26 protein-coding genes are annotated in these 26823 nt (G+C 65.7%); 10 read left to right on the plus strand and 16 right to left on the minus strand.

All coding sequences use genetic code 11. The features are described from left to right. The first annotated feature begins 131 nt into the window (after positions 1-131). From gcvT to gcvP, 3 genes are read left to right on the plus strand one after another with little or no spacing between them, the layout of a single operon-like run. On the plus strand, positions 132-1169 hold the full coding sequence (gene gcvT, locus GSQ76_RS03490) for a glycine cleavage system aminomethyltransferase GcvT (RefSeq protein ID WP_254070240.1): 1038 nt from the start codon (positions 132-134) through the stop codon (positions 1167-1169). 13 nt (positions 1170-1182) lie between these two features. Beyond that, positions 1183-1554, plus strand: coding sequence for a glycine cleavage system protein GcvH (gene gcvH / locus GSQ76_RS03495; RefSeq protein WP_158742521.1), 372 nt, complete (start codon positions 1183-1185; stop codon positions 1552-1554). Next, positions 1554-4415 carry an aminomethyl-transferring glycine dehydrogenase gene (gcvP, locus tag GSQ76_RS03500; RefSeq protein WP_158742522.1) on the plus strand — a complete coding sequence of 954 codons (2862 nt, stop codon included), beginning with the start codon at positions 1554-1556 and terminating at the stop codon, positions 4413-4415. The genes gcvH and gcvP overlap by 1 nt, the downstream gene beginning before the upstream one ends. Positions 4416-4487: 72 nt before the next feature. On the opposite strand, the gene GSQ76_RS03505 is transcribed toward gcvP, so the two are convergent. The 7 genes from GSQ76_RS03505 to GSQ76_RS03535 all read right to left on the minus strand — a co-directional run bounded on the left by GSQ76_RS03505 (position 4488) and on the right by GSQ76_RS03535 (position 10623). Further along, positions 4488-6071 carry an ABC transporter substrate-binding protein gene (locus GSQ76_RS03505; RefSeq protein WP_254070222.1) on the minus strand — a complete coding sequence of 528 codons (1584 nt, stop codon included), beginning with the start codon at positions 6069-6071 and terminating at the stop codon, positions 4488-4490. A gap of 166 nt (positions 6072-6237) precedes the next feature. Further along, positions 6238-6741 (minus strand): F0F1 ATP synthase subunit B, encoded by a 504-nt coding sequence (locus GSQ76_RS03510; RefSeq protein WP_158742523.1) that lies wholly within the window; start codon positions 6739-6741, stop codon positions 6238-6240. A gap of 12 nt (positions 6742-6753) precedes the next feature. Next, a complete protein-coding gene (locus GSQ76_RS03515; RefSeq protein WP_158742524.1) occupies positions 6754-7320 on the minus strand; it encodes a F0F1 ATP synthase subunit B' in 567 nt (188 codons plus the stop codon). Between the two features lie 18 nt (positions 7321-7338). Beyond that, on the minus strand, positions 7339-7563 hold the full coding sequence (locus GSQ76_RS03520; RefSeq protein WP_158742525.1) for an ATP synthase subunit C family protein: 225 nt from the start codon (positions 7561-7563) through the stop codon (positions 7339-7341). A 53-nt stretch (positions 7564-7616) separates the two neighbouring features. Next, positions 7617-8378: a F0F1 ATP synthase subunit A gene (locus tag GSQ76_RS03525; protein WP_158742526.1), complete on the minus strand. Its 762-nt coding sequence runs from the start codon at positions 8376-8378 to the stop codon at positions 7617-7619. Next, positions 8371-8655: an AtpZ/AtpI family protein gene (locus GSQ76_RS03530; RefSeq protein ID WP_158742527.1), complete on the minus strand. Its 285-nt coding sequence runs from the start codon at positions 8653-8655 to the stop codon at positions 8371-8373. Before GSQ76_RS03530 ends, GSQ76_RS03525 begins: the two co-directional genes overlap by 8 nt. 123 nt (positions 8656-8778) lie before the next feature. Further along, positions 8779-10623 carry an ABC transporter ATP-binding protein gene (locus GSQ76_RS03535; protein WP_158742528.1) on the minus strand — a complete coding sequence of 615 codons (1845 nt, stop codon included), beginning with the start codon at positions 10621-10623 and terminating at the stop codon, positions 8779-8781. 126 nt (positions 10624-10749) lie between these two features. On the opposite strand from GSQ76_RS03535, the gene GSQ76_RS03540 reads away from it, so the two are divergent. Beyond that, the gene (locus GSQ76_RS03540) at positions 10750-11028 is read left to right on the plus strand and encodes a hypothetical protein (protein ID WP_158742529.1); all 279 of its coding nucleotides are present in this window, start codon (positions 10750-10752) and stop codon (positions 11026-11028) included. An 11-nt stretch (positions 11029-11039) separates the two neighbouring features. On the opposite strand, the gene GSQ76_RS03545 is transcribed toward GSQ76_RS03540, so the two are convergent. Further along, on the minus strand, positions 11040-11951 hold the full coding sequence (locus tag GSQ76_RS03545; RefSeq protein WP_158742530.1) for a hydrogen peroxide-inducible genes activator: 912 nt from the start codon (positions 11949-11951) through the stop codon (positions 11040-11042). Between the two features lie 104 nt (positions 11952-12055). Here GSQ76_RS03545 and GSQ76_RS03550 point away from each other — a divergent pair, with 104 nt between their 5' ends. Together GSQ76_RS03550 and GSQ76_RS03555 are read left to right on the plus strand one after the other, a co-directional pair. After that, positions 12056-13564 carry a catalase gene (locus GSQ76_RS03550; RefSeq protein WP_158742531.1) on the plus strand — a complete coding sequence of 503 codons (1509 nt, stop codon included), beginning with the start codon at positions 12056-12058 and terminating at the stop codon, positions 13562-13564. Between the two features lie 123 nt (positions 13565-13687). Further along, complete coding sequence (locus tag GSQ76_RS03555; protein WP_158742532.1) at positions 13688-14782, plus strand: tetratricopeptide repeat protein; 1095 nt, start codon at positions 13688-13690, stop codon at positions 14780-14782. Here GSQ76_RS03555 and GSQ76_RS03560 read toward each other — a convergent pair. From GSQ76_RS03560 to fusA, 6 genes are all read right to left on the minus strand, one after another. Then, positions 14746-15675 (minus strand): GNAT family N-acetyltransferase, encoded by a 930-nt coding sequence (locus tag GSQ76_RS03560; protein ID WP_158742533.1) that lies wholly within the window; start codon positions 15673-15675, stop codon positions 14746-14748. The genes GSQ76_RS03555 and GSQ76_RS03560 overlap by 37 nt on opposite strands. Next, positions 15672-16826, minus strand: coding sequence for a DegT/DnrJ/EryC1/StrS aminotransferase family protein (locus GSQ76_RS03565; protein WP_216850877.1), 1155 nt, complete (start codon positions 16824-16826; stop codon positions 15672-15674). The genes GSQ76_RS03560 and GSQ76_RS03565 overlap by 4 nt, the downstream gene beginning before the upstream one ends. A 66-nt stretch (positions 16827-16892) precedes the next feature. Then, complete coding sequence (locus GSQ76_RS03570; RefSeq protein ID WP_158742534.1) at positions 16893-17477, minus strand: GNAT family N-acetyltransferase; 585 nt, start codon at positions 17475-17477, stop codon at positions 16893-16895. Continuing rightward, complete coding sequence (locus tag GSQ76_RS03575) at positions 17464-18207, minus strand: bifunctional 2-polyprenyl-6-hydroxyphenol methylase/3-demethylubiquinol 3-O-methyltransferase UbiG (protein ID WP_158742535.1); 744 nt, start codon at positions 18205-18207, stop codon at positions 17464-17466. The genes GSQ76_RS03570 and GSQ76_RS03575 overlap by 14 nt, the downstream gene beginning before the upstream one ends. Beyond that, positions 18204-19019 carry a phytanoyl-CoA dioxygenase family protein gene (locus GSQ76_RS03580; protein ID WP_158742536.1) on the minus strand — a complete coding sequence of 272 codons (816 nt, stop codon included), beginning with the start codon at positions 19017-19019 and terminating at the stop codon, positions 18204-18206. Before GSQ76_RS03580 ends, GSQ76_RS03575 begins: the two co-directional genes overlap by 4 nt. A gap of 126 nt (positions 19020-19145) precedes the next feature. Beyond that, complete coding sequence (fusA, locus tag GSQ76_RS03585; protein WP_408836162.1) at positions 19146-21230, minus strand: elongation factor G; 2085 nt, start codon at positions 21228-21230, stop codon at positions 19146-19148. 265 nt (positions 21231-21495) lie between these two features. On the opposite strand from fusA, the gene GSQ76_RS03590 reads away from it, so the two are divergent. Further along, on the plus strand, positions 21496-22785 hold the full coding sequence (locus tag GSQ76_RS03590; protein ID WP_158742538.1) for a DUF1800 family protein: 1290 nt from the start codon (positions 21496-21498) through the stop codon (positions 22783-22785). Beyond that, entirely contained in the window at positions 22785-23963 is a 1179-nt protein-coding gene (locus GSQ76_RS03595) for a DUF1501 domain-containing protein (RefSeq protein ID WP_158742539.1), read from the plus strand. Before GSQ76_RS03590 ends, GSQ76_RS03595 begins: the two co-directional genes overlap by 1 nt. Positions 23964-23975: 12 nt before the next feature. Here GSQ76_RS03595 and GSQ76_RS03600 read toward each other — a convergent pair whose 3' ends face one another. Further along, entirely contained in the window at positions 23976-24182 is a 207-nt protein-coding gene (locus GSQ76_RS03600; protein WP_158742540.1) for a hypothetical protein, read from the minus strand. Positions 24183-24474: 292 nt separating this feature from the next. Between GSQ76_RS03600 and GSQ76_RS03605 the strand changes: the two genes are divergently transcribed. After that, the gene (locus GSQ76_RS03605; protein ID WP_158742541.1) at positions 24475-24933 is read left to right on the plus strand and encodes an acyloxyacyl hydrolase; all 459 of its coding nucleotides are present in this window, start codon (positions 24475-24477) and stop codon (positions 24931-24933) included. Continuing rightward, the gene (locus GSQ76_RS03610; RefSeq protein ID WP_174247282.1) at positions 24930-26036 is read left to right on the plus strand and encodes a DSD1 family PLP-dependent enzyme; all 1107 of its coding nucleotides are present in this window, start codon (positions 24930-24932) and stop codon (positions 26034-26036) included. Before GSQ76_RS03605 ends, GSQ76_RS03610 begins: the two co-directional genes overlap by 4 nt. Here the strand turns inward: GSQ76_RS03610 and GSQ76_RS03615 are convergent. Beyond that, positions 25958-26821 (minus strand): protein-glutamate O-methyltransferase CheR, encoded by an 864-nt coding sequence (locus GSQ76_RS03615; RefSeq protein WP_158742542.1) that lies wholly within the window; start codon positions 26819-26821, stop codon positions 25958-25960. The genes GSQ76_RS03610 and GSQ76_RS03615 overlap by 79 nt on opposite strands. Positions 26822-26823 lie beyond the last annotated feature (2 nt).

Here is a 26823-nt window from a genome sequence, read left to right on the forward strand (position 1 = left end):
CGGCGGGCGGCCTTTTCTGTGCGGAGCCCTCACGCTTGTCAGAACTCATCCCTAGCGACTTCGAAGACCCCGATGCCGACCGCCTGCGCCAAACGCCACTGGACGCGCTGCATCGTCGCCTGGGTGGGCGCATGGTGCCATTCGCTGGGTATGAACTGCCGGTGCAATACCCGACGGGGGTAATGGCCGAGCATACGCAGTGCCGCGAGCGGGCGGCGCTGTTCGACGTCTCCCACATGGGCCAGATCAGCCTGCATGGTGCAGACGCCGCCGCGGCTTTGGAGACGCTGGTACCGGGTGACATGCTGGGCATCAAGCCCGGCCGCCAACGCTACACCGTGTTCCTGGACGAAGCCGGCGGCATCCTGGACGACCTGATGGTGGCACGCCATGGCGAGCGGCTATTGCTGATCGTCAACGCCTCCCGCAAGGATGCCGACGCCCAGCACCTCGCCACCCGCATCCCCCAAATCGCCGCCGAACGACACGAGGACCGGGCGCTGCTGGCACTGCAAGGCCCCGCGGCCGTTACCGCCATGGCCCGCCTGTCGCCGCAAGCGGCGATGTTGGGCTTCATGCAGGTCGCCGAACTCACAATCGCCGGCATTCCCGTCTGGATCAGCCGGTCTGGCTACACGGGGGAGGACGGGTTCGAAATCTCCGTTCCCGGCGCCGATGCCGAGGCGTTGGCCGAAAAGCTGCTGGCCGAACCGGAAGTGATGGCCGCCGGGCTGGGCGCGCGCGATAGCCTGCGGTTGGAGGCCGGGTTGTGCCTCTACGGCAACGACATCGACGAGCTGACCACACCGGTCGAGGCGAACCTCAACTGGACCATCGCCAAGCGCCGCCGCGAATCGAAGGATTTCCCCGGCGCGGTCCCCATCATGGACCAATTGGCCAATGGCCCGACCCGGTTGCGCGTCGGCCTGCGCCCGGAGGGCCGTGCCCCAGCGCGCGCCGAAACGGTGATCGCGGCCGCAGACGGCACGGCCGCCGGCACCGTCACCTCCGGCGGGTTCGGCCCCACCGCGGGCACTCCTATCGCCATGGGCTATGTTCGCCGCGACCTGGCCAATGAGGGCCAGGCGTTGGATCTGCTGGTGCGCGGCAAGGCGTTGCCGGCCCGCGTGACTGCCCTGCCTTTCGTCCCCCATCGCTACGCACGCTGAAGGAGCCCACGCCATGATCCGTTTCACCAAGGACCACGAGTGGGTCAGCCTCGACGGCACCACCGCCACGGTCGGCATCACCACCCACGCGCAGGACGCGCTGGGCGACCTGGTGTTCGTCGAACTGCCCGAGCCGGGGCGGGAAGTGACGGAGGCGGAAGGCATCGCCGTCGTCGAATCGGTGAAGGCCGCCAGCGACGTGTATGCCCCGCTGACCGGACGCATTACCGAGATCAACGCCGCCATCGTCGAGGATCCGGCGCTGGTCAACCGCGACCCGGCCGGCGCCGGCTGGTTCTTCAAGATGGAACTGCCCGACCCGGCTGCGTTCAACACGCTGCTGGACCAGGCCGGCTACGATGCGCTGCTGGCGGAACTGGCATAATGGACGTGCTGGCCGAACTCGCCGCGCTAGACGATAGCTTCGTCCAACGCCACATCGCGCCTACCGAGACCGACATCGCCGCCATGCTGCGCCTGGTTGGCGCGGAGAGCCTAGAGGCACTGGCAGCACAAACAGTGCCCGGCGACATCCGCATCCCACCAATGCAGGGCCTGCCGGACGCGATCGGCGAGATCGCCGTGATCGAGGAATTGCGCGACCTGGCCGGGCAGAACCAGCGCCTGCGCTCGCTGATCGGGCAAGGCTATCACGGCACCTTCGTGCCTCCGGTCATTGCCCGCAACGTGTTGGAAAACCCCGGCTGGTATACCGCCTACACGCCCTACCAGGCGGAAATCGCCCAGGGTCGTCTGGAAGCGCTGCTGAACTTCCAGACCATGATCTGTGACTTGACGGGCATGCCGATCGCCAACGCTTCCCTGCTGGACGAGTCCACGGCGGCAGCTGAGGCGATGGCGATGGCGTTCGCGTCGTCTCGCACGAAATCCACCACGGTTGCCGTTTGCGCCGATCTGCACCCCCAGACCACCGCCGTTCTGGCTACGCGCGCTCACCCGTTGGGCTGGACGCTGGCACCCTTCGCACCTGGCGACACCGCGGCGATCGGGGCTGCCGCGCCGTTCGCGGTGGTGCTGCAATATCCCGGCACTTCTGGCGAGTTGCGTGACCTGCATGCGGAAATCGCCGCGGCGCACGAGGCCGGCGCACTGGCCATCGTCTGCGCCGATCTGCTGAGCCTGGTTGTGCTGACGCCGCCGGGTGAGATGGGGGCGGATGTCGTGGTCGGGTCCGCCCAGCGCTTCGGCGTGCCAATGGGCTTTGGCGGACCGCACGCAGCGTTCTTTGCCACGCAGGACAAGTTCAAGCGGGTGATGCCGGGCCGCCTGGTCGGCGTGTCGCAGGATGCCGCGGGCGCGCCGGCGATGCGCCTGGCCCTGCAAACCCGCGAGCAACATATCCGCCGTGAGAAGGCCACCAGCAACATCTGCACCGCGCAGGTTCTGCTGGCGGTGATGGCGGGCATGTACGCCGTCTGGCATGGGCCGGAGGGGCTGACGCGCATCGCCCGCCAGGTGAACCTCAAGGCGCGTGCCCTGGCCGATGCCGCGGTGCGGGCGGGCATGACCCTGCGCCACGACAGCTATTTCGACACCATCGCGCTGGAAACCCCCGATGCGGACGGGCTGATGGCGCGCGCCCTGGCCGCCGGGTTCAACATGCGGCGGCTGGACGCGACGGGCGTCGCGATCGCGCTGGACGAAACCATCACGGCGGTCGAACTCGGCACGCTGGCGACGGTGCTGGGTGCGCCGTTGCAGGGGGCTCCGGCCTCGATCCCCGCGGCCTCGATGCGGGGGACGACCGTGCTGCCGCAGGCGGTATTCGGTGCCCATCGGTCCGAGCACGAGATGCTGCGCTACCTGAAGCGCTTGGAAGATAAGGACGTGGCGCTCAACCGCTCCATGATCCCACTCGGCTCCTGCACGATGAAGCTGAACGCCACGGCGGAGATGGTGCCCGTCACCATGCCGGGTTTCGCGGACATCCACCCGTTTGCGCCGGCGGAGCAGACGCAGGGCTACAACACGCTGATCGGCCGGCTGGCGGATTGGCTGGCGGCGGCGACGGGGTTTGCGGCGGTGTCGCTGCAGCCGAACGCCGGCTCGCAGGGCGAGTATGCCGGACTGCTGGCGATCCGCGCCTATCACGCGGCACGCGGGCAGGGCACGCGCGATGTGTGCCTCATCCCGTCCTCCGCCCACGGCACCAACCCGGCGAGTGCGGCAATGGCCGGGCTGCGCGTGGTGGTGGTGGGCTGTGACCGGGACGGCAACGTCGACGTCGCGGACCTGAGGGCGAAGGCGGGCCAGCACGCGGACAACCTCGCCGCGCTGATGATCACCTACCCGTCCACCCACGGCGTATTCGAGGGAGAGATCCGGGCGATCTGCGCCACGATCCACGAGCATGGCGGCCAGGTCTACATGGACGGCGCCAACATGAACGCGCAGTTGGGCCTCACCAGCCCGGCAGCGATCGGCGCGGACGTTTGCCACCTGAACCTGCACAAGACGTTCTGCATCCCGCATGGCGGCGGTGGCCCGGGCGTGGGCCCGATTGGCGTGGCGGCCCACCTGGTGCCGCATCTGCCGAACCACCCTGTGCGTGCGGATGCCGGCCCGGCGACCGGGTTTGGTCCCGTCAGCGCGGCGCCGTTCGGTTCGGCGCTGATCCTGCCGATTTCCTACGCTTATATCCGCATGATGGGTGCGGCCGGCCTCACGCGTGCGTCCGAGGTCGCAATCCTCAACGCGAACTACATCGCGGCCCGGCTGCGGGAGGCATTCCCTGTGCTGTACACCGGGCAGGGCGGCCGGGTGGCGCATGAGTGTATCATCGATTGCCGCGGCTTCCAGGCGGAGGCCGGGGTGATGGTGGAAGACATTGCCAAGCGCCTGCAGGATTACGGTTTCCACGCCCCGACCATGTCCTGGCCAGTCGCGGGCACGCTGATGATCGAGCCGACCGAGAGTGAGCCTCTGTCCGAACTCGATCGCTTCTGCGACGCCATGCTGGCGATCCGGGCCGAGATCACCGCCATCGCAGCCGGTGAGATGGACCGGGCCGACAACATGCTGAAGAACGCGCCGCACACCGCCGGGGAAGTGATGGGGGAAACGTGGCAGCACGCCTACACCCGCGCGCAGGCAGCCTTCCCGCTGCCCTATGTGCGCGCTGCGAAATACTGGCCGCCGGTGAAGCGCGTCGACAACGTGTATGGCGACCGCAATCTGATCTGCACCTGCGCGCCGTTGGAAGCCTATGCGATGGCGGCCGAATAGACCCGATCGCAAGTCACAAAAAAGCCGTCATCCTCCCGGGTGACGGCTTTTTTCTTTTGGGCTTTGCCCGGGTTACTTCACCGTCACGAAGCGAAGCTGAAAGCCATTATCGGCCTGTTCGACCAGGTCGATATTCTTGCGGGATGCCCACACCACGACCTGCTGGTGCAGCGGCATGAAGGCCGCGTCGTCCTTCAGGATCTGCGACGCCTCCAGGATTTCCGCATCACGCTTGGCGTGATCGGTTTCGACGGCGATGGTGTCCAGCAACGCGTCGAATTTCGGGCTGGAATAGCCGCCATCGTTGAAGATGCCGCGCGTGCCGTCCCGCGTGCCGGCCTGATTGTACAGCGTGTTCAGCGCGTCATACGTGTTCGGCGTCCAACCCAGCATGTAGAAGCTGGTGCGGTAGTCCGGATTGCTGATCTCGGCGAAATACTTCAACCGCGTCTGCGCGTTCAGCGTCACCCGCACGCCGATGCGCGCCAGCATCGCGGTGACGGCCTGGCACACCGCCTCGTCGTTGATGTAGCGGTCGTTCGGGCAATCCAGCGTCACGCCGAAGCCTTCGGGGTAGCCGGCATCGGCAAGCAGCTTCTTGGCATCCGCGACGTCATACGGGTAGCGAACGTCCGATGCCTCGGTCCAACCGTTCACGCCCGGGCCGTACATCAGGCCGGTCGGATGGGACTGGCCACGCATCACGCGCGACTGGATCGCCTTGATGTCGATCGCCATGTTGAACGCCTTGCGGACCCGGATGTCCTTGAACGGATTCTTGCCCTTCACATCCGACTTCAGCAGTTCCGGACGGCTTTGGTCGAAGCCCATGAAGATCGTGCGCAGTTCCGGCGTCTCCAGCACCTTCAGATCGGCGCTGGACTGCAGGCGCTGCACGTCTTGCGGCGGGACGGTGTACATCATGTCGATGTCACCGGACAGCAGCGCGGCGACGCGGGTTGCGGCGTTGCTGATGACGTTGAACTCTATCTTGTCGGCATTGCCGGTCATCTTGTCCCACCAGCCGGGGAAGGCATGCATGGTGGTGCGGCGATCCGGCTCGCGCGTGTCCAGCACATACGGGCCGGTGCCGTTTTCGTGCCTTGTGGCGAAATTCTCTTCCTTCTTGGTCAGGTCCATCGCCTGTTCGGCGTGGTTCGTTTCCGACCATTTCTTCGACATAATGGCCCAGCCCGTAATTTCCTCCAGAAAGATCGGGTCTGGCACCTTGGTGAGGAAGTCGACGGTGAAATCGTCGATCTTCTTCACGCTCGTCACGGCCTGCATGTAGCCGTTCAACTGACTGCCCGGCGCGATGACGCGCTGGTAGCTGAACACCACGTCGTCGGCCGTAAAGTCCGTGCCGTCATGGAATTTCACACCGTGGCGCAAATGGAACCGCCAGGTGGTCGGGTTCGGCTGCTCCCAGCTTTCGGCCAGCGCGGCTTCCACCTTCAGGTTCTTGTCCCGACGCACCAGTGGATCGTAGAAATTCTGCGTAAACGTCAGCAGGAACGTCTCGCTGCGAGTGTAGGGATCCATCGAGTTGGCGTCGCCGTCATTGGCCCATTTGAACGTGACCGCCGAGGCGGGCAGGGCGGACAGGCCGATCGCCACGGCAAGGCAGGAAGCGGCAAGGCGGGAGGCCATAGCCATGACCGAAGTCTCCGTCGTTGTGATGTCATGAAGTTGGACCGACCCTATGCGGAGCCATTCCGATAGGGAAGGTACGGGGATCGATCGCCCCAAATAATAAACCCCTCTCCTTGAGGGGAGAGGGGTTTATGCAGGCGATATCTCGTACGGGCGACGAGCCGGTGAACTAGGCGGCGCGGCGCACCAGGGCAGCCGGCAGCCCAGCGATGGCGCGATCGATGATCGCGTTGTCGGCCTCGGCGGACATCGTGGTCGCGATCACTTCCTGCGCAGCGCGGGCCGCGATGTCGGCGGCTGCCAGACGAACGTCGGTCACGGCGGCCTTCTCGGCCGCGGCGATCCGATCCATCGCCATCTTCTCGCGACGCTTGCCGGCGGCTTCGGCGTCTATACGGGCCTGGTCGGCGACGCGGGCGGCCTCGGCATGGGCGGATTGCAGCATGGCCCGCGCTTCTGTCAGCGCAGATTCACGCCGGGTGCGGGCATCTGCCAGCATCCGCTCCGCCTCGGTCCGCAGGCGGCTCGCCTCGTCGAGTTCGGCCCGAATGGCAGCAGCATGCTTGTCCAGCATGCCCATCATCGCCTTCCAAAGCTTCGAGCCGAACAGCACGAAGAAGATGACGAACGCTATCGCGACCCAGGACCGCGGCTCATTAAAGAACTCATGCATGCGCGTTCGTCCCTAATTCGCCGTGGCGGGTAGCAGGCCACCGACTGCGTGATCGACTGCGGCTGGGTCCGGAGCATGCCCGGTCAGTCGGGTGACGATCGACGTGGCGGTGTCGCCGGCAACCTGGCGCAGCGCGCCCATCGCAGCGTTGCGGGCGGTTGCGATACGACCCTCTGCCTCGCTCAGCTGGGCGTCCAGCGTGGCATTCATGGCCGCGGCGCGGGTAGCGGCCTCGGCCTTGGCCTGCTGCGTCGCGGTGGCGATCGCAGTCTGGCTTTCGGAGCGGGCACGCCGTGTCGCCTCAGTCAACTCGGCGACCGCCGCATCCGCCTCGGCCTTGGCCACGCGAGCCGTGTCCAGATCGCCGGAGATGCGAGTGCGCCGATCCTCCACCACGCTGGCTACCTTCGGGAGCGCCCAACGGGACAGCAGAAAGTATAGCAGCGTGAAGATAATCGCGCCCCACACCACCTGGCTGATCGTGAGGGGGCTTTTGAAGTTCAGCTGCGGCATACCCTCCTTCTCCGGCCCTGCGGCCATGAGGAGGAGGGCGATGCCGGCCAGATGGAGGCGGCGCATCGCGAAAGACCTATCTGATCAGGTGAACAGGATCAGGAAGGAGATCAGCAGGGCGAACAGCGCCACCGCTTCCGTCAGCGCGAAGCCCAGAATGCCGAGGCCGAAGACCTGGTCGCGGGCAGACGGGTTACGCGCCACGCTGGTGACCAGCGCGGAGAAGATGTTGCCGATGCCGATGCCCACGCCAGCGAGCGCGATCACGGCAATACCAGCCCCAAGGGCCTTAGCGGCGGCTACGTCCATAGTGTCGAGTCCTTCTGTGTGTTGGGAGGGAAGTGGAGGGGTCTGTCAGACGGCTAGTGCAGGTGCACCGCGTCATGCAGGTAGATGCAGGTCAGGATGGCGAAGACGTAGGCCTGCAGAAAAGCAACCAGCAACTCGAACCCGATCAGGATCACGTTGATCGCCAACGGTCCGATCGCGCCGATCGTGCCCAGCACGCCGGCCGCCGACAGCATCAGGATGAAGGTGGCGAACACCTCCAACATCACGTGGCCGGCCACCATGTTGGCAAACAGACGGATCGACAGGCTGACGGGGCGCGACAGGTAGGAGATGATTTCGACCGGGATAATCAGCGGCGCCAACAGCTTCGGCGCGCCCGGCGGAAAGAAGTATTCGGTGAAGAAGTGATGCCCGTTCTCGCGGATCGCGACGATGGTCACGAACACGATCACCATGATCGCCAGCGCCGCGGTCACCGCGATGTGGCTGGTGTAGGTGAAAGCGAAGGGCAGCAGGCCCAGGATATTGCCCATCAGCACAAAGAAGAACAGCGTGAAGATGAACGGGAAGAACTTGCGACCCTCTTCCCCGATCTGGGCGAGGCACATCTTCTCGATAAAGCCGTAGCTGACCTCGGCCAGCGACTGCATCCGGCCCGGCACGACTGCGCGGGAGCGCATGCCGTAGACCAGGATGAACAGCGTAACCGCCCCGGCAGCGATCATCCAGGCATTGGACTGCGTAAAGTTGACGGACTTGCCAATCAGGCCCCACCCATGGTGCAGCCTGAACTGCCCGAGGGCGTCGATCGTATGTGTCGAAGCCTCAGCCACTACCGCGTCCCTTCTTTGGCGCCATCAAGCGCCATACGTTTGCCACCCCTGCCGCCCCGCCCAGCAGCACCCCGATCACCAGAAACAACGGTGAGGTATGCAGCCAGCGGTCCAGCGCCCAGCCGATCCCGAAGGCCACGATCAAGGCGGACAGCAATTCCACCCCGACGCGTGTTCCTATACCCCAGGCCGATGCGCCCAGCGACCGGTCAGGCCCCTTGATCGGGGCCCGTCGATCCTGCGCTTGCTTCAGCCGGCGCTCGAAATCGTCATCCATTCTGCTCTCCCCGCCCGCTGTTGCGAGCCGCCAGAAGGCGAGGGCTTGCTAACCGGGGGTTACAGGGGTGTCAAGAACTGGAGAGGTGATTGTAATTAGTTCTGCCCTTTGTACCGTGGTACTTTACTCGGCCTCGGCGTGCTGCGCGGTGCGGAACCCGCCCGATTGCCGCTGCCACAGCCGGGCATAGGCGCCGTCGGCCACCAATAGGGCGGCGTGGGTGCCCTGTTCCACCACCTGGCCACGATCCAGCACCACAATCCTGTCCATCCGCGCCAGGGTCGACAGGCGGTGCGCGATGGCGATGACGGTGCGCCCCTCCATCAGCCCATCCAGTTGTTCCTGGATGGCATTTTCAACCTCCGAATCCAGCGCACTGGTTGCTTCGTCCAGCACCAGGATGGGGGCGTTCTTCAGGATCACCCGGGCAATTGCCACGCGCTGCCGCTGGCCGCCGGATAGTTTAACCCCACGCTCGCCCACATGGGCGTCGTAGCCGCGCCGACCGTTCCAATCCTCTAACGTCCGGATGAAGCCGTCGGCATGTGCGCGTTCCGCGGCGGCGACCACGTCGTCCTGCGACGCCTCGGGCCGGCCGTAGCGGATGTTGTCGCTGATCGAGCGGTGGAGTAGCGAGGTATCCTGCGTCACCATGCCGATCTGCCCGCGCAGGCTCTCCTGCGTCACCTGGGCGATATCCTGCCCGTCGATGGTGATGCGCCCGGCCTCCGGCGTGTAGAAACCCAGCAGCAGGTTCACCAGCGTCGACTTCCCCGCGCCGGAGGTGCCGACCAGACCAATTCGCTCGCCGGGCCGAATGGTCAGGTCCACGCCGTGCAGCACGCCGCGCTCGGTCCCGTAGCCGAACCGCAGGTGCTCGAACCGGATGGCGCCTTGGCTGACCACGAGGTCCCGCGCATCCGGTGCGTCCGGCTGCTGCCGGGGCACCGAGATAGAGCGCATGCCGTCCTGCACCACGCCCACATTCTCGAAGATCGAGGTGACGTTCTGCGACACCCAGCCGGAGATGTTGGACAATTGCCAGGCCAGCGGCAACGCCATCGCCACGGTGCCCACGCTGATGCTGCCCTGGGTCCATAGGAAGACGGATAGCGCCCCGGTGCCCACCACCATGCAGGCGTTCAGCGCATGTAGGCTGAAGGTGAACAGGGTGATCAGCCGCAGTTGATGGCGGAAGGTGGCCGTGTGCTCGTCCACCGCGGATTGAACATGCGCGTCCTCGTCCCGCGCGCGGGCGAACAGCTTGACGGTCAGGATGTTGGTGTAGCTGTCCACCACCCGGCCCGTCAGGCCGGATCGCGCCTCGGACATCCGGCGGGACCGGTCGCGCGCGCGGGGCACGAAGAAGCGCAGCAGGGCGGCGTAGCAGGCGAACCACAGCGCAATGGGCGCCGCCAGCACCGGGTCTGCCTGGCTGAGCAGCAGCATGGCCGAGCCGCCATAGACCACGATGTACCAGACGGCATTGGTGGTGGCGACGATGCTCTCCCGCAGCGCCGGGCCAACCTGCATCACGCGGTTGGCGATGCGTCCGGCGAAGTCGTTCTGGAAGAACGTCCAACTCTGCCGAACGACGTGCCAATGGCTCTGCCAGCGGACGAGGTTGGTCATGCCCGGCGCGATCGCCTGGTTGGTCACCAGGTTCAGCATCAGCATCCCGGCGGGGCGGCCGACCAGCATCACGGCGGCCATGCCCATCAACTGCCAATGCGCCTGCGCCCAGAGTTCAGCCGGCTGCAAATGGCTCACCAGGCTCACCACCCGGCCGAGGAACACCGGGATCAGGCTGTCGATGAGCGCGGTCAGCATCCCCGTGGCAAACAAGGCGATAACGAGGGCACGGGACTGCCGCACGAAGTGCCAGTAGAATGCCAGCAGCCCGTCGGGCGGCTCGCCCGGCGGCGGCGGGGCGGTGGGGCGCAAAATTCGTTCGAACCAGGTGAGCATCCGCCCCGCTTCCATCGTCACGACCGCCGGGTCAAACCACCGTCGCGTGACGGCGCCACCGGGGCGGCAAAAAGTGGCAAGGTTTGTGCGCGCCGGGTAAGTTGGTCTCCGAACGGAGTCGCATGCATGAGCCCGACCGATCAAGCGCTTCAGATCCTCACAGGCATATTCAGAACCGTCTTCGCCGCGTTCCTGAGTTTCTTCGGCCTGGTCGAGAACGTCCTGCGTCACCTCATGGAGCAAACGGGCGTCCCGCAGCGGCTACACGGCACCATCATCCTCGTCGCCGCCGTATTGTTCATCGTCATCGTGGCGCGCCTGTTCGGCGGCTTCTTCCGCATCCTGCTGGTCCTGTTCCTGCTCCTGCTGATCCTGCACGTCCTGGCGCCACTGCTGGGGATCTAGCCGGCGCCGGACTATTCGGCGACGGCGACACCCTCCGGCAACTCGTCCCGCAACAGCGTCGCCAACTGGCGCAATTCCGCACCGCGTGGGTCGGTGCTGCGCCAGGCGAGCGCGATCGTCCGGCCTGCCTCCACCTCCGGAAGTGAGCGGGTGGAGACCAGGGTTTCCATCGATTGCCGGCCCGCGAGGCTGAGCGCCGGCAGCAAGGAGTAGCCTTCGCCGGCGGCTATCATGTGCCACAGCGTCTCGATACTCGTGGCCTGGCGCAGTTGCGGCGTGGCGGCCGCGCACAGCGACAGGGCGTGGTCGCGCAGGCAGTGGCCTTCTTCCAGCAGGATCAGCCCCTCGGACGCCAAATCCGGCAGGTGCAGCCGTGGGAGGGAGGCGAGGCGGTGCCCCATCGGACACACCAGCACGAATGATTCGCGGAACAGCGGCTGCATTGCCAGCCCGTCCAAGGGCAGTGGAAGGGCGATCAGGATCGCATCCGTCTCCCCGGCGCGCAGTTGTTCAACCAGCGTGTCCGTCTGCCCCTCCGCCAGGCGCAGGGCGAGGCGCGGGTGGGCGGCGCGCACCTGGCGCAACAGGAATGGCAGGTAATACGGCCCCAGCGTCTGGATCGCCGCCAGGCGCAGCGGCGCGGTGAACGGCTCGGCGATGTCGCGGGCCATTTCCAGCAGGCCATGCGCCTCTGCCAGCACGCGCTCCGCCTGGTGCAGTAGCTCGGCGCCCCGTTGGGTCACCTGAACACCTTTGCGCCCTCGCTCGAACAGCGGGGTGTTCAGCAGCCCCTCCAGCTTGCGGATCTGCTCGCTGAGTGCCGGTTGGCTGACAGCGCATTGCTGCGCGGCACGGCCGAAATGTTTGGTTTGGGCGACGGCGACTGCGTATTCCAGGTCGCGGAGGGAGAGGCCAGCATTCATTGTGCGATAGGGTATGCCGAATGATTGGGTAGGGACAATCGATTACACCTTTCTAGCCAAAGGTGCCAATTGTTAGGTCCGGATTTATCTGGAGGATCCAATCCATGACCGACCGCCCAATGCTGACCACCACCGCCGGCGCACCCTGGCCCGATAACCAGAATAGCGAGAGCGCGGGCGCCCGCGGCCCGGTGTTGATCCAGGACTACCAATTGATCGAGAAGCTGGCGCACCAGAACCGCGAGCGCATTCCAGAACGTGTGGTGCACGCCAAGGGCTCCGGCGCATACGGCACCTTCACCGTAACCAACGACCTGGCCAAATACACGAGGGCCAAGATCTTCGGCGAAGTCGGCAAGAAAACCGAATTCCTGCTCCGCTTTTCCACCGTCGCCGGGGAGCGTGGGGCCGCGGATGCCGAGCGCGACGTGCGCGGGTTCGCAGTCAAGTTTTACACCGACGAGGGCAATTGGGACCTGGTGGGCAACAATACGCCCGTGTTCTTCATCCGCGACCCGATGAAGTTCCCGGACTTCATCCGCACGCAGAAGCGCCATCCGCGTAGCAACATGCGATCTGCCACGGCGATGTGGGATTTCTGGTCCAACTCGCCGGAAAGCCTGCACCAAGTGACCATCCTGTTCAGCGACCGCGGCCTGCCGCAGGGCTACGGCCACATGAACGGCTACGGCAGCCACACCTACAGCCTGTGGAACGATGCCGGGGAGCGGTATTGGGTGAAATTCCACTTCAAGACGCTGGACGGCCATAAATACTGGACCAATGACGAAGGCAACGCCGTCATCGCCGTCGACCGCGAGAGCGCCCAGCGCGACCTGTTCGACAAGGTCGAGGCCGGGAATGGACCATCCTGGCGGGTGTGCGTACAGATCATGCCGGAACTGGATGCGGACAAGACGTCCTACAACCCGTTCGACGTGACCAAGGTGTGGCCGCATGGCGAGTATCCGCTGATCGAGGTCGGGATCGCCAAGCTGGACCGCAATCCGGACCATTATTTCGCCGAGATCGAGCAGGCGTCGTTCTCGCCGTCCAACATCGTTCCGGGCATCGGCTTCAGCCCGGACAAGATGCTGCAAGGCCGGATCTTCGCCTATGCCGACGCCCATCGCTACCGCATCGGGACGCATTACGAGGCGCTGCCGGTGAACCGCCCCAAATCGGTGGTGAACACGTATCACGCGGATGGTTCGATGCGGTTCGATGCGCCGAAGGGGACGGACGCGTATTACGAGCCGAACTCGTTCAACGGCCCGTTTGAGGTGAAGTCTGCGCAGGAACCACCGTTGCGGATCAGCGGGGATGCCGCCCGTTATGACCACCGCGTCGGCAACGACGATTACGGCCAGGTGCGGGCGTTGTTCCGCATCCTGGGGGCGGAGCAGCAGCAGCGCATGTTCGGCAACATCGCCGCCGCCATGCAGGGCGTGCCGCAGTTCATCGTCGACCGGCAATTGGGGCATTTTGCCAAGGTGGACCCGGCCTACGCGGCGGGCGTATCCGCCGCCCTGGCGAAGGCCGCGTTGCCAGCGAACTCCGACCCGGTGAGCGCGTCGGACGACATGAAGCCTGTGGCCGCCGCGGCAGAATAATTCCGGCCAAGCGAGGGCTGGTGCGGCCGGGGCAGGCGACTGTCCCGGCCCTTCGCTTGCCGGGGCTACCGCGATGCGGGCGCGTTGCGGTAGAGATGCACGATGTTACAAACGCAGCCCGGCATGGCAACGGACGAAGCGGTGCTGTTCCGGAGCGATAACCTTGCTGTCCGCAAGATCGGCGGTTTTTCGTCCGCGTGTTGCGTTGTCACCTTCGACTCGTTTACCGATACCCGCACGCTAGATCGCGCTGGCTTCGGCGAGCATTTCCTGCAATCCCGCCACATCGACGCGATCCACGTCGTGTCCCGTGAGAATGACTGGTACCAGTATCCGGAAATGGCGGCGGCGATGACCGTCGTCCATGCGGCGACACGCGGCTACGACCGGGTCGTCACCTACGGGTCCAGCATGGGCGCCTATGCCGCAATCCGCCTTGCCGGGCTGGCAGGGGCCAACGTCGCGCTGGCCATGTCGCCGCAATACTCCATCGACCCGGCGGTCGCCGCGTTCGAGCGCCGGTGGCGCGACGCTAGCAAACGGTTTCGCCCGGTCTGGGAGCGGGATTTGCCGTTTCCCACCTTACCCGAGGCCTATGTCGTATACGATCCGGAGGATCAGGACCGCCGGCACGTGGCGCTGTTTCAGCAGGATTTCGCCTTCACCCCCGTGCCGTTGCCGCATGCCGGGCACACGGTGAGCGGCTATTTACTGGAGGTCGGGTTGCTGCAGGCTGCCGTGTTGGCGGTATGCAGGGCGGAGTTCGACCCAGCATCGTTCATCGCGTTGGCGTGGCAGCGACGGGAGCAGTCACCGCAATACTTCCTGACGCTGGGCGAACGGGCGCGCAGCCGGCCGCATCGGATCGCGATGATGCAGCGGGCGCTGGACCTGACCCCGCGCAACATCGGCTGTCTCTCGCGGCTGGGGCTGGAACTGGGCGCCGCCAAGCGGTTCCCGGAGGCGCTTGCCCTCCATCGGCGCGCCCTGGCGATCGAGCCGGAGCATCCCGGGCTGCTGAACAATTACAGTCTGACGCTGCAAAAGAGCGGCGATTTTGCTGCGGCTTTGGCCGTGATGGAGAAGGTGTCGGCGCAGACCAATGGCGCAACGCTCTACGTCGCCCGGCTCCATCGATTGCGGGCACGTGTTCGCGCTAGCGACCCCTGGTTGCGCCGGATCTACGCCGCCTCACGCAAAGTCATCGCGCCGCGATAGGCCGGGAAGAACTCGCTCGTGTGGCCGCCGGATAGTTGTGCGTAGCGCGCCGGGTCCAGCACCGCCCCGTAAAGGTGGGTGAATGTGGTGGCGTTGGCGAAGCCGCGTTTGAAGGCAGCCAGGGAGTCGTTCGGGTCGTCCGCATGGCCGGCACCACCGCCTAGGTCCAGCACGCGGCACTCGGCCAAATGCTCGATCGCGGCGGCGTAGACGACGTAGGTCGCGCCTACGCGATAGCCCGCCTTGCTGGTGGCGGTGAGGTGACTGTAGGCGCAGTCGCCATGCCGCACCCAAAGCTGCATCGCTAGCACGGTGCCGTCCGACGCCTCCGCCGCGAAGGCGAGGAGTTGCTGGCCCGGTAGTTGGGCTAGCGCGTCGAAGCATGAATTAGGAAAAGCCTGTAGCCCGGTGATCCCGCGCTTGGCGACCAGCCCGGCATACAGGTGTTGCCATTGTGCCCGCCACCCCGGGTCCGCCAAGTATACCAGCCGGGCCGTTGCATGCCGTGACCCCCGGCGAATGCGGTCGCGATGATGCTTCGAAGGCCCAGTGGGGCCGGCATTGCGATCGATGACGTGGTGCGTCTTGAACGCCCGGCATAGCGAGAAATGCGTCGCGAGATCTGCCGGCGGAAGGCCAACCGTTTGGTCGGCCACCAGCACGACGCTGACCGCGCCGGCCTTCGCCAACGCGTCCAGTCCGGCGGCGATGTCCGCGTCCTGGCCCAGCACGCATACCGGGTAGGGGCCCATCGCATCGACCTGGCCCGGCGCCCCCGGAATGTCCCGCAGTACCATGGCGGTGCGCCATTCCGGCAGGTCGATCGCGCACCCGACATGGGCCAGCGTTTGGGCGTAGGCGAATGAGGCGTAGGCAGGGCGCTCCTCCGTCATGCCGCGACGACAAGCTCCCCGGCGTTCTGTGTGGCGAGCGCACCCGACAACGCGTGGCAGACGCGGGCGATATCGCCACGCGTCATGTCCACGAAACAGGGCAGGCCTAATGTGCTTTCGGTCCAGCGATTGGTAGCCGGCAACTCCTCCCGGCCGCAATCGCTGAAGGCGTCTTCCTCGTGCAGGCCGCGGCACCACCAACGCCGGGTCGCAACGCCGGCATCGGCCAGGCTGTTGACGATGTCGTCGGTCGGCGGATGGTGCGGCGCGAACGCCACGATGACCGTGGCGCTTATCCAGGTAATGCCGTAGCCCGGCAGCAAGGTGACGCCGGGGATGCGGCGCAGCAGCCGGGCATAGATTTCCGCGATGGCGACGAAGCGGGCGCGCGAACCGGGCCAGTCGTCCAGCGCCGCCAAAGCGACGGCGGCGTTATACTCGTTCATCTTGGCGTTGGTGGCGGCGACCCGAGCCTCCCGACCACCCATGAAGCCGAAATTGGACCGGCGCTCGATATCGACGATCAGCGCCTTGTCGCGCGCGATGACCAGGCCGCCTTCGCCCGCCGGCATGATCTTGGTCGCGTGCAGGCTGATGACGGAGGGAACGCGCCCCGGGCGGAGCGAGTCGAATCCGGCGGCGGCATCGATGACGACGGGGATGCGGGTTTGTTCATGAAAGCGGTCCCATGCCGCGACATCCACCGGATGGCCGAATGCGGCGACGGGCATCACCGCGCCCACGCGACCCGGCGGCATCTGCGCCAGCACTTGCAGCACATGCTCCGGCGTCAGCAGCCCGGCATGGGGTTCGACGTCCAGGAAGTGGGGGCGAAGCCCGGCGTTTACGACGGAGTGGGCGGAGGCGGCGAACGACCATGCCGGCATGAGGCACAGCGAGCCCTTGCGTGGCCCTTGCGCCTGCAACGCCAGGGTCAAACCCTGCGTGGCGTTGGAAACCGTGGCAATGGAGCCGGGCGGGACGCGATAATGCTGCGTCAGCCGATCCTCCAACTCGTGGACCAGGGGACCGAAATTCGTGTAGGTGCGGCTGGCATCGATGCGTTGCAGATACGGCATCAGCGCTTCGGCCTTCGGCAGCAGAGGGCGCGCAACCGGAACGGCCGGATTCAAGTGGAAATTCTGCCGCATGTGCTGCCTCTCCCGTTTTTGGCGAAGACCTGCGGTTCAGTCTGGAGAGAGAGTGTTGATTGCCCGTTAAAATGACGGAGTCAAAACCAACCGCTTGGCCGTAGGCGGCAGCTTTGCAGGCCAGTCTGGCTGCAGCATGGCGTACAGTGCCACGTCCACACGCTGCCCCGCCAGAAAATAGGCCGCGCGTAAGGTTCCCTCGCGGGCGAAACCCAGCCGTTGATACAGCCGGTCCGCTGCAAGATTGGTGGCGAGCACGCTGAGGCCGATCCGATGCAGATCCAACCCGGTGAAGCCGTAATCCAGGATCAGCGACGTCGCGGCAAAGCCCAGCCCGGCGCCGCGGTCGGCGCTGTCGCCGACATACAGCCCCAGCATTGCCGTGCGCTGCACCCAATCGATCGTGTGCAATTGCACCACGCCCCTCAGCACGCCATCGTGCCGGATACCGAACACGGCGCGGTTGCGCAGCCCTTGCTCGTGCAGGTCACGGATCCACTCGACAGTGGTTTCGCTGGCGATCGGGCCGCGAAATCCCATCGTCAGGTCTCGGATTGCCGGGTCGTTCTGCCAGGCGTGGATGCGTGGCGCGTCGGCGGCCTCAAGCGCGGTGAGGCCGATCGCCGCCCAGTCCGGTTCAGCCCGGCCCACGCTCACACACCATATAGATGCTGGCGCAGAGATCGGGGTACTGCATGCCGAGTTGGTAGCAGCCCTCCATATAGTCTTCTGTGATGATCCCGGCGGCCAAGGCGGCGTCGAACTGGTAGTTGGCGAGCGCCTTGAAGATCAGCCCGCCACGCTGCACGGCGCGCAGGCCGCCATCCCGTACCACCCGCTCCAGCGTGTCGAAGGCGAAGGTGTTGCGGTGGCCGTTTGCCCGCTCCGCCGCGGTGACGGCGGTGTTGTGTGGGATCAGCCCCATCTTCACCGCGATCTGCCGGGACGGCGCCTGCGCGTTCGGCACCAGCACGAATAGCCGCCCAGTCGAGGTCAGCCAATTGCGAATTTTGGCGAGCACGGCGGCCGGGTCATCCAGATGCTCCAGCGTGTTGATGAGGAAGATCGCGTCGAATGTTTCCTCCAACACCGCCGCCTCGAAGGTGGCGCAGAGGAATCGAACGCGGTCGCCCATGCGGGCTTGCGCGGCGTCTACCAGGCTGGGAGCGGCCTCGATCACCGTCAGGTCGGGGTAGCAGCCGGCTAGCCATTCCGTCGACTCGCCGACGTAGCAGCCGAGTTCCAGTGCGCGGCCGGCGGGCAGCAGGGGCTGGAAGGTCTGCATCATGTAGCGACGGACGATGGCGTCGAAGCCGTAATTGTAACGGCGATCGCCAAACTCGCCGGCCTCGCGCTCGAAATCTCGGGTGACGGCGTTCATCCTTGATTGCCCTTGTATAGCCGGGTTTCGCGCGGCCGGTAGAACTCGCCATAAGAGGTCGGCACCATGGCGTCGTAGCCCAGCAACTGCCGCATCGCCGGGGAGGCTGCCTGGCCATATTTCGGGCCGAGGAAACGCGGGTAGTCCATCTGCTGCTTCACGAAACCACGGCTGTAGCTGAGCGTCAGTGCTGCACGCGGCGCGTCGGAGCCGTTATGCCCGGCGGCGTGCCACAGATTGGAATCGAACAGCACGATACTGCCCGCGGGCCCGGTCAGCCGCTCGGCATCGGCCCAAAACGCGGCGTCCACCGGCGGGGTGGCGCTATGGTGGGAGCCGGACAGCACGTGGGTCGCGCCGTTTTCCAGCGTGAATGGATCCACCATCACCAGCACGTTCAGCATGAAGCGGAAATCGCCGCCATGGGTGCGCACGTCGCGATGGATCTGGTGCAGGTAGCTTTTCCCGGCAGGCTGGACGCAAACCGGGTTGAAGGCATGCAGGATGAAGGCGGCATCGCCGAAATAGCGGGTCGCGACGTCGCAAAGATACCGACGCTCCAGGAACGCATCGAAGGCCGGGTATTGGCCTACCGTGTGATGCGCCGTGCCATCGGGGGCGGTGGTCGCGCCCGATTCCACCTGGCGCCGGCCGCAATCGGCAATGCTGTCGTGGATGGCCGCGCGAAGGCCGGGGAGATCGGCCTGTGGCACGATGTCCGGCACCAGCACCCACCCGCGTTCGCGCAGCGGCCGGTCGATCGTGGCATCGGCGGCGGGATAGACCGGCATTTTTGCCAGTGTGTTCACCATGGGCGTGCTGCTTCCTGCTGCAGCCGCATCGTCGCCGCGGAAATTTAAGCGCTCGTTAACAGCCCCAAAACAAAAACGCCCGGGAATGACCCCGGGCGTTTGCCGTCGTAGCGGAAGTCGGTGGTGTCAGGCGGACTTCGACATGATCTCTTCGGCGATGTTGCGCGGCACCGGGTCGTAATGGTGGAACTGCATGGTGAAGGACGCGCGGCCCTTCGTCATGGAGCGCAGGTCGGAGATATAGCCGAACATTTCTTTCAGCGGCACGCCAGCGCGGACCGTGACGGTGGAGCCCGCAGACTCCTGGCTCTGGATCTGGCCGCGGCGACGGTTCAGGTCGCCTACGACGTCACCCACGTGATCCTGCGGAGTGGTGACTTCCACGTCCATGATCGGCTCCAGGATGATCGGCGTGGCCTTCTTCATGCCCTCGCGGAAGCACGCCTTGGCCGCGATTTCAAACGCCAGCGCCGACGAGTCGACGTCGTGGTACTTGCCGTCGACCAGCGTGTATTTGAAGTCCACGGTGGGGAAGCCGGCCAGCACGCCAGTGTCGGACTGGACGCGGATGCCCTTTTCGACGGCCGGCACGTATTCCTTCGGCACCGAGCCACCGACGGTCTTGTTCTCGAACACGATGCCCTGGTTCCGCTCCAGCGGCTCGAACATTACCTTCACTTCTGCATACTGGCCCGAACCGCCGCTCTGCTTCTTGTGGGTGTAGGTCTCGGTGTGGGATTTGCTGATCGTCTCGCGATACGCGACCTGCGGGGCGCCGATGTTGGCTTCCACCCCATATTCGCGGCGCAGACGGTCGATGATGATTTCCAGGTGCAGTTCGCCCATGCCCGACAGGATGGTTTGGCCGGTTTCCTGGTCGGTCTTCAGGCGCAGGCTGGGGTCTTCCCCGGCAAGCTTCTGCAGGCCGATCGTCATCTTCTCGACGCTGTCCTTGGTCTTCGGCTCGACAGAGATATCGATCACGGGGACCGGGAACGCCATACGCTCCAGCACGACGGGGTCGCTGGCGGAGGCCAGGGTGTCACCCGTGCCGGTGTCCTTCAGGCCCACGAAGGCGGCGATGTCGCCGGCGGACACTTCCTTGATTTCCGCACGCTTGTCGGCGTGCATCTGGAACATGCGACCGACACGCTCCTTGCCGTCCTTGGTGGTGTTCATCACGGTGTCGCCGATCTTCAACGTGCCGGCATAGACGCGGACGAAGGTCAACGTGCCATACTTGTCGTTGATGATCTTGAACGCCAGGCCGGCGAACGGCGCGTTCGGGTCGGCCTTGATGCGGCGGCGGTTGCTGTGCTCACCGTCTTCCTCGCCCTCTTCGGCGGCCACGGAGATGCCGGGCACGTCGATCGGGGAGGGCAGGTAGTCCAGAACCGCGTCCAGCAGCGGCTGCACGCCCTTGTTCTTGAACGCCGTGCCGCACAGCACAGGGCGGAAGGCGCCAGAGATGGCACCCGCCTTGATGCAGCGCTTGAGCGTGGCGACGTCCACGTCACCCTTCTCGAAATATTCTTCCATGGCGGCGTCATCGACCGACAGCGCCGTGTCCAGCAGGGTCTGGCGGTGTTCCTTGGCCTTCTCCAGCAGGTCGGCCGGGATTGCTTCGTCATGGAACTTGGCGCCCAATTCGCCGCCTTCCCAGATGATGGCCTTCATCTCGACCAGGTCGACCACGCCGATGAACTGGTCCTCGACGCCGATTGGCAGCTGCAGCGGCAGCGCGATGATGTCCAGCTTCTCCTTCAGCGTGTCGAACGCGCGGTAGAAGTCCGCGCCAGTCCGGTCCAGCTTGTTGATGAAGATGATGCGCGGCACGTTGTAGCGGTCGGCCAAGCGCCAGTTGGTCTCGGACTGCGGCTGCACGCCGGCGACGCCCTCGATGATGAACACGGCGCCGTCCAGCACGCGCAGGGAGCGGTTCACTTCGATGTTGAAATCGATGTGGCCAGGGGTGTCGATGATGTTGATGCGGTGGTCTTTCCACTCGCACGTCACCGCGGCGGACGTGATCGTGATGCCGCGCTCACGCTCCTGCTCCATGTAGTCGGTGGTGGTGTTGCCGTCATGCACCTCACCAATGCGGTGCGAGACGCCTGTGTAATACAGAATCCGCTCGGTCGTGGTGGTCTTGCCCGCGTCGATGTGCGCGGTAATACCGATATTGCGAATGAGGTCGAGCGAAGTAGCCACCGGGGTATCCTCCATGCAGTGTCGGGCGGCACCGGACCCCTTGTCCAGGCAGCCTGCCACGCTCCGGCCTTGGCCGGCTAAATGATGGGTGCAGATGCGCCAGGCGAACCAATTTTGCAAGCGCCCCGGCCGGTTTGTCTCACGGCAATCGGGCAAAAGACCGTGTCACGTCTCGAAGATCAATGACAGGGCGGCGAAAATCGGCCCGGTCTCGTGCTACCTTTGGTTACACTAGCGTTACCAGCGTCCCGATAAGGTCCAATCCATGGACAACCACGCCGCCCAAGCCATGATCCGCTTCGGACTCGGCCGCCGAGGACAGGAGCCGTTGCCCGACGACCCCACCGCTTGGCTGCGGGCCCAGTTGCGGGGGGCGGACCCAGGGCCCCCGGGATCGGATGTGGCGCAGGGTTTCTACGCCATCCGCCTGGACCAGGAGAATAAGCCGCAGCCCGGCACGCCCGGCGCCGTCCGCACGCTGTTCAAGGCTGAGCAGGATGGGCTGGTCGCCAACGCCATCACGACGGCGACCCCGTTTCGGGAGCGGCTGGTCTGGTTTTGGGCCAACCACTTCACCGTCAGCCTGCGCAACGGGCGCACTGGGGCGTTGGGCGGCGATTTCATCCGCACCGCGATCCGGCCCTACGCCACCGGCAAGTTCAGCGACATGCTGCTGGCGGTGATACGCCACCCGGCGATGCTGCTGTATCTGGACAATGCGGCCTCGATCGGCCCCAACAGCGTGGTCGGCAAGACGGCGAAGCGCGGATTGAACGAGAATTTGGCGCGGGAATGCCTGGAACTGCACACCGTCAGCCCCGCATCCGGCTACACGCAGGAGGATGTGACCAGTTTCGCCCGGGTGCTGACGGGTTGGTCGGTCGCCAATGGGGACCGCGCGCCACCCGGGTTCCTGTTCCGCTCCGGTATCCACGAACCGGGCGCCAAGACCGTGCTGGGGCACGAGGTGCCGCAGGGCGAGGCGGGCGGGACGGACATGCTGGCCTTCCTGGCTGCGCATCCGGCGACCTATCGCCACCTCGCCACCAAGTTGGTGCAGCATTTCGTCGCCGACACGCCGCCACCCGCCGCCGTCCACACGATCGAGGCAGTATTGCGCGATACAAAGGGCGATCTGGGCCAAGCCGCCGCGGCGCTGGTGGGGTTGCCCGCGGCGTGGGAACCGCTGGTCAAGCTGCGCACGCCGCAGGACTACGTGCTGGCCGTGCTACGGGCCGTGGATTTGCCGGAGACCAAGCGGCCAGATGGCGCCGGGCTCATGCGCGCACTTGGCCAGCCCCTATTCGGCGCACCCTTCCCGATCGGCTGGCCGGACCAGGCTGTCGAGTGGGCAGGGCCTGAGGCGATGATGCGCCGGGTCGACTGGGCGTATGGCTTCTCCGGTCGTGCCGCGGCGCTGGACCCGGCCATGCTGGCCGAGGCCAGCCTAGGGTCATTTCTGACGGCCGATACGAATGGCGCGATCCGCGGCGCTGGCTCCCGCCGCGATGGGCTCACCCTGCTGTTCACGTCACCCGAATTCCAGAGGCGTTGATGCACCCCTCCTTCATCACGCGTCGCTCGGCCCTGTTGGGGTTAGCGTCGGCATTCACTCTGGGTCGCGCCTCTCTGGCGCTAGCGGCAGCGTCGACCGATGCCCGGTTCGTCGTGGTCATCATGCGGGGTGCGCTGGACGGTTTGGCCGCCGTGGTGCCCTATGGCGACCCGGCGCTCGCCGCCCTGCGCGGGCCGCTGGTGCCGCCGCCGCCTGGCGCGGAGGGCGGGCTGGCCGATCTCGGCGGCTTCTACGGCCTGCACCCCTCCATGCCGGAAATGGCGGCGATGTATCGCGCGGGCGAGTTGTTGCCGGTGCATGCGGTGGCGGGGCACTACCGCAGCCGCAGCCATTTCGAGGCGCAGGACTGCATGGAAAGCGGCGCCGACCATCGCATGACCAGCGGCTGGCTGAATCGCGCTGTGCTGGCGATGCCCAAGCCGCCAGGACCGGAGGCGGCGTTGGCCGTTGGGCTGACCACGCCTTTACTAATGCAGGGCCCGGCCACCATCGCCGCCTATGCTCCCCCCAGTTTCGCCAAGCCCGACGCCGATCTCTATGCCCGCATCGCCGCCCTGAATCATGCGGACCCGATCACCGGTCCGGCTATCGCCGAGGGCATGCGGGATCGCGGCTTTTCGGGCGCAACGCTGATGGGGACGGCACGCCAACCCAATGCCTATGCCTTCCCCGCACTTGCGGCGATGGCCGGCAAGCTTCTGGCCTCGCCGACTGGTCCCCGCGTGGCGGCGCTGGAACTGGGCGGATGGGACACCCACGCCGACCAGATGCGCCGGCTGCACGGTCCGCTCTCGGCGCTGGATCAGGGCTTGGCGGCGCTGAAGCTGGGGCTGGGGGACCAATGGTCCCGCACTGCGGTATTGGTGATGACGGAGTTCGGTCGTACCGCCCGCATCAATGGCACCGCGGGCACCGATCACGGCACCGGAACCGTGGCGTTCGTCGCCGGCGGCCAGGTGGCGGGTGGCCGCGTGATGGCGAACTGGCCGGGCCTGGGCAATTTGTTTGAGGACCGGGATCTGCAGCCCACGGCGGATTTACGCTCGGTGGCGAAGGGGTTGCTTGGCGGGCATCTGGGCTTACCGGCCGCCGCCCTGGCCAGTGTGTTTCCTGGCAGCAGCGACGCCCGACCGACCGCAGGGCTGCTGCGGGTCTAACCTTGGCGCCGCTTACGGCAGCGACACGGCCTCGGCACAATTGGTGCGGCCGGAGAGCAGGCAATCCTCGATGGTCGCCTTGTATCGAAGCGTGTGAATGATGCCGAGTGAGGCGACGACGATCAGGAGTAGGACGGCGAGTGCAGCAAGGCTCGCAGTCTGACGGTTCGCACCGGCCTCATCGTCCTCGATATCGGTCCAGCGTCTTGCGTGTCGCATCGTAAAACCGGCGTTCCGTCCCGGTCGGATACCGCCGCCCTCCATTTTGCTAGCCGGGCCGCTCAAATATCCGCCTGCCACGGTGGGATGGCAAGCCGAATGCATACGGTTGCCGCATTGTGATGACGTGGCATGCAGAAGAAGCGGGGCTCGGCTGACTGCTTGCCCGGTCGCGCCTTATCAGCAAGATTGCCGTCTCTTTGGGCGAGGTACGTTCTTGCGATATCTAATATTCGCCTGTTTGTTTGTATGCTGTCTGCTGGCGCTTCCTGCGTTGGCGGCAGATCCGCCGATGATCAGCCTTGGCCTTGGCGGCACGGATATTCTGGGCTCCCAGGCCCGCGCGGCCGGCGACCTCCGGCTCGACTACCGCTCTGGCCTGTCGCTGCTGCCGTTCTTCGAAAACTACTTCAAGATCAAGCCGTGGGCCGGGGTGGAAACCACGACCCGGCAGTCGGTTTGGGGCGGCGGCGGCATCCTGCTGGAAATCCCGCTGGGGCCGCACTGGGTGCTTACCCCGAATATTGGCGGCGGCGCCTATAGTCGCGGCAATGGCAAGAACCTCGGCTCGGTGTTCGAAGTCCGCTCGATGTTCGAGGGCGGCTACGTGTTCGACAACGGCACGCGTCTGGTCGCATCGTTCGGCCATACCTCCAACGGCGGCTTCGGCCGGCATAACCCAGGGACCGAGTCGGCCATGATTTCCATCCAGATGCCAATCTCCAGCCTCGTTGGGCGGCTGGCGCCATGATGCAGCCCCCGCCCGCCCAGCCCGGCATGCGGATTGCGGAGGTGGACACGCCCGCACTCATCCTCGACCTGGACGCGTTCGAGGCGAATTTGGACCATCTGGCGGCGCAGTTGCAGGGCACCGGCGTCCGGCTGCGCGCCCACGCCAAGACACACAAATCGCCCGTCATCGCGCATCTGCAGATGGCGCGCGGCGCGATCGGCCAATGCGTGCAGAAGGTGGCAGAGGCCGAGGTGCTGGCGTGGGCCGGCGTGCCGGACATCATCGTCACCAATCAGGTTGTCGGCGCGCAGAAGCTGGCCCGGCTGGCGGCCCTGGCGCGGATCACCCGTATCGCCATCTGCGCCGACGACCCGCGCCAGGTTGCCGCGATCGAGGCCGCGGCCGAGGCGGCCGGTGTGCGCATTCCAGTGCTGGTGGAAATCGACGTCGGCATGGGCCGCTGCGGCATTGACGCCGGCCCGGATGCGGTGGCGCTAGCCAAGAAGATCGCCGGCTCCCGGCACCTCGAATTCCGAGGGCTACAGGCCTATCAGGGGTCGGCCCAGCACATGCGGACGCCAGAGGCGCGGGCTGATGCGGTTAGCCACGCAGCCGATCTGTCCCGCCGCACGGTGGAGCAATTGCGCCAGCAGGGGCTGGATTGCCCCGTGGTGGGCGGCGCCGGCACCGGCACCTTCGCACATGAGGTCGCCAGCGGCGTGTATACCGAGGTGCAGTGCGGCTCCTACTGCTTCATGGACGCCGACTACGCCCGCAACACCGACGCGCCGGGCTTCAGACAGGCGCTATTCGTGCAGGCCACGGTGATGAGCACGAGCCAGCCCGGCATCGCCGTGCTGGATGCCGGATTGAAGGCATTGTCGACCGACAGCGGCTTCCCGCTGGTGTGGGAGCGCCCGGGCCTGACTTTTGTTGGCGCCTCCGACGAGCACGGAAAAATGACGTGCGCCGACGGCAGCACCCCGGAACTCGGCGAGAAGCTGCTGCTGGTGCCGGGCCATTGTGACCCGACGGTGGACCGCTACGACTGGTACGTCGGTGTGCGAGGCGGCAGGGTCGAGTGCTTGTGGCCCGTTGCGGCGCGCGGCGCGTTCGCGTGAAGCGCGTGGCTGGGGCCGTCCCGCTCCAGCGCATCGTCCAGGCCCATCGTCGTTTCCGCGGAGCCTAGATACAGCAGGCCATCCGGTGCCATCTGGCGCCGGATGGCTGCCAATACTTTCGCCTTGGTCGGAACGTCGAAGTAGAACAGGACGTTGCGGCAGAACACGACGTCGAACTTGCCCAGTGGGGCTATATCGTCCAGCAGGTTCCATTCGCGAAAGCTGCACATTGAGCGTATCGGCCGGTTGATCTGCCACTCTTCCCCCTGCCGGGTGAAATGCTCCAGTAGGTTGTGGACCGACAGGCCGCGTTGAACCTCGTACTGCGTGTATAGCCCGGCGCGGGCGCGGGCGATCGGCCCCCGGGCCAGGTCGGTGCCAACGATCTCTACCCGATGCCGTTCAATCAGGCCGGACTCGGCGATCATCATGGCTATAGAATAGGCTTCCTGCCCGGTCGACGCCGCGGCCGACCACATGCGCAGCCGTGCGCCGGGGCCGCGATTGCGCAGCAGGGTTGGCAAACCGGTGTTGCGCAGATGCTCGAACGGCTTCTGATCACGGAAGAACAGGGTTTCGTGGGTGGCCATGGCCTCTACCACATCCTGCTCCAACGCCTCGTTGCGTTCGGTCTGCAGTCTATGGGCGAGGCTGGCGAGATCTGGGATGGCTTCGCGGCGCATGAGGCCGCCAAGCCGGGCCTCCATCAGATAGAGTTTGTCCGGGCCAAGCACCAAACCCGATCGCCGATGCACAAGATCGGCAAGAATCGTCAGAGCCGACATTG

Source organism: Acidisphaera sp. L21 (assembly GCF_009765685.1).
Lineage (GTDB): Bacteria > Pseudomonadota > Alphaproteobacteria > Acetobacterales > Acetobacteraceae > LMUY01.

Bases quoted from the DNA above. Each gene is read 5' to 3' on its own strand.
- gcvT (WP_254070240.1), top strand. From the start codon at position 132: ATGGTGCCATTCGCTGGGTATGAACTGCCGGTGCAATACCCGACGGGG.
- gcvH (WP_158742521.1), top strand. From the start codon at position 1,183: ATGATCCGTTTCACCAAGGACCACGAGTGGGTCAGCCTCGACGGCACC.
- gcvP (WP_158742522.1), top strand. From the start codon at position 1,554: ATGGACGTGCTGGCCGAACTCGCCGCGCTAGACGATAGCTTCGTCCAA.
- GSQ76_RS03505 (WP_254070222.1), bottom strand. From the start codon at position 6,071: ATGGCTATGGCCTCCCGCCTTGCCGCTTCCTGCCTTGCCGTGGCGATC.
- GSQ76_RS03510 (WP_158742523.1), bottom strand. From the start codon at position 6,741: ATGCATGAGTTCTTTAATGAGCCGCGGTCCTGGGTCGCGATAGCGTTC.
- GSQ76_RS03515 (WP_158742524.1), bottom strand. From the start codon at position 7,320: ATGCGCCGCCTCCATCTGGCCGGCATCGCCCTCCTCCTCATGGCCGCA.
- GSQ76_RS03520 (WP_158742525.1), bottom strand. From the start codon at position 7,563: ATGGACGTAGCCGCCGCTAAGGCCCTTGGGGCTGGTATTGCCGTGATC.
- GSQ76_RS03530 (WP_158742527.1), bottom strand. From the start codon at position 8,655: ATGGATGACGATTTCGAGCGCCGGCTGAAGCAAGCGCAGGATCGACGG.
- GSQ76_RS03535 (WP_158742528.1), bottom strand. From the start codon at position 10,623: ATGCTCACCTGGTTCGAACGAATTTTGCGCCCCACCGCCCCGCCGCCG.
- GSQ76_RS03540 (WP_158742529.1), top strand. From the start codon at position 10,750: ATGAGCCCGACCGATCAAGCGCTTCAGATCCTCACAGGCATATTCAGA.
- GSQ76_RS03545 (WP_158742530.1), bottom strand. From the start codon at position 11,951: ATGAATGCTGGCCTCTCCCTCCGCGACCTGGAATACGCAGTCGCCGTC.
- GSQ76_RS03550 (WP_158742531.1), top strand. From the start codon at position 12,056: ATGACCGACCGCCCAATGCTGACCACCACCGCCGGCGCACCCTGGCCC.
- GSQ76_RS03555 (WP_158742532.1), top strand. From the start codon at position 13,688: ATGGCAACGGACGAAGCGGTGCTGTTCCGGAGCGATAACCTTGCTGTC.
- GSQ76_RS03560 (WP_158742533.1), bottom strand. From the start codon at position 15,675: ATGACGGAGGAGCGCCCTGCCTACGCCTCATTCGCCTACGCCCAAACG.
- GSQ76_RS03565 (WP_216850877.1), bottom strand. From the start codon at position 16,826: ATGCGGCAGAATTTCCACTTGAATCCGGCCGTTCCGGTTGCGCGCCCT.
- GSQ76_RS03575 (WP_158742535.1), bottom strand. From the start codon at position 18,207: ATGAACGCCGTCACCCGAGATTTCGAGCGCGAGGCCGGCGAGTTTGGC.
- GSQ76_RS03580 (WP_158742536.1), bottom strand. From the start codon at position 19,019: ATGGTGAACACACTGGCAAAAATGCCGGTCTATCCCGCCGCCGATGCC.
- GSQ76_RS03590 (WP_158742538.1), top strand. From the start codon at position 21,496: ATGGACAACCACGCCGCCCAAGCCATGATCCGCTTCGGACTCGGCCGC.
- GSQ76_RS03595 (WP_158742539.1), top strand. From the start codon at position 22,785: ATGCACCCCTCCTTCATCACGCGTCGCTCGGCCCTGTTGGGGTTAGCG.
- GSQ76_RS03600 (WP_158742540.1), bottom strand. From the start codon at position 24,182: ATGCGACACGCAAGACGCTGGACCGATATCGAGGACGATGAGGCCGGT.
- GSQ76_RS03605 (WP_158742541.1), top strand. From the start codon at position 24,475: ATGATCAGCCTTGGCCTTGGCGGCACGGATATTCTGGGCTCCCAGGCC.
- GSQ76_RS03610 (WP_174247282.1), top strand. From the start codon at position 24,930: ATGATGCAGCCCCCGCCCGCCCAGCCCGGCATGCGGATTGCGGAGGTG.
- GSQ76_RS03615 (WP_158742542.1), bottom strand. From the start codon at position 26,821: ATGTCGGCTCTGACGATTCTTGCCGATCTTGTGCATCGGCGATCGGGT.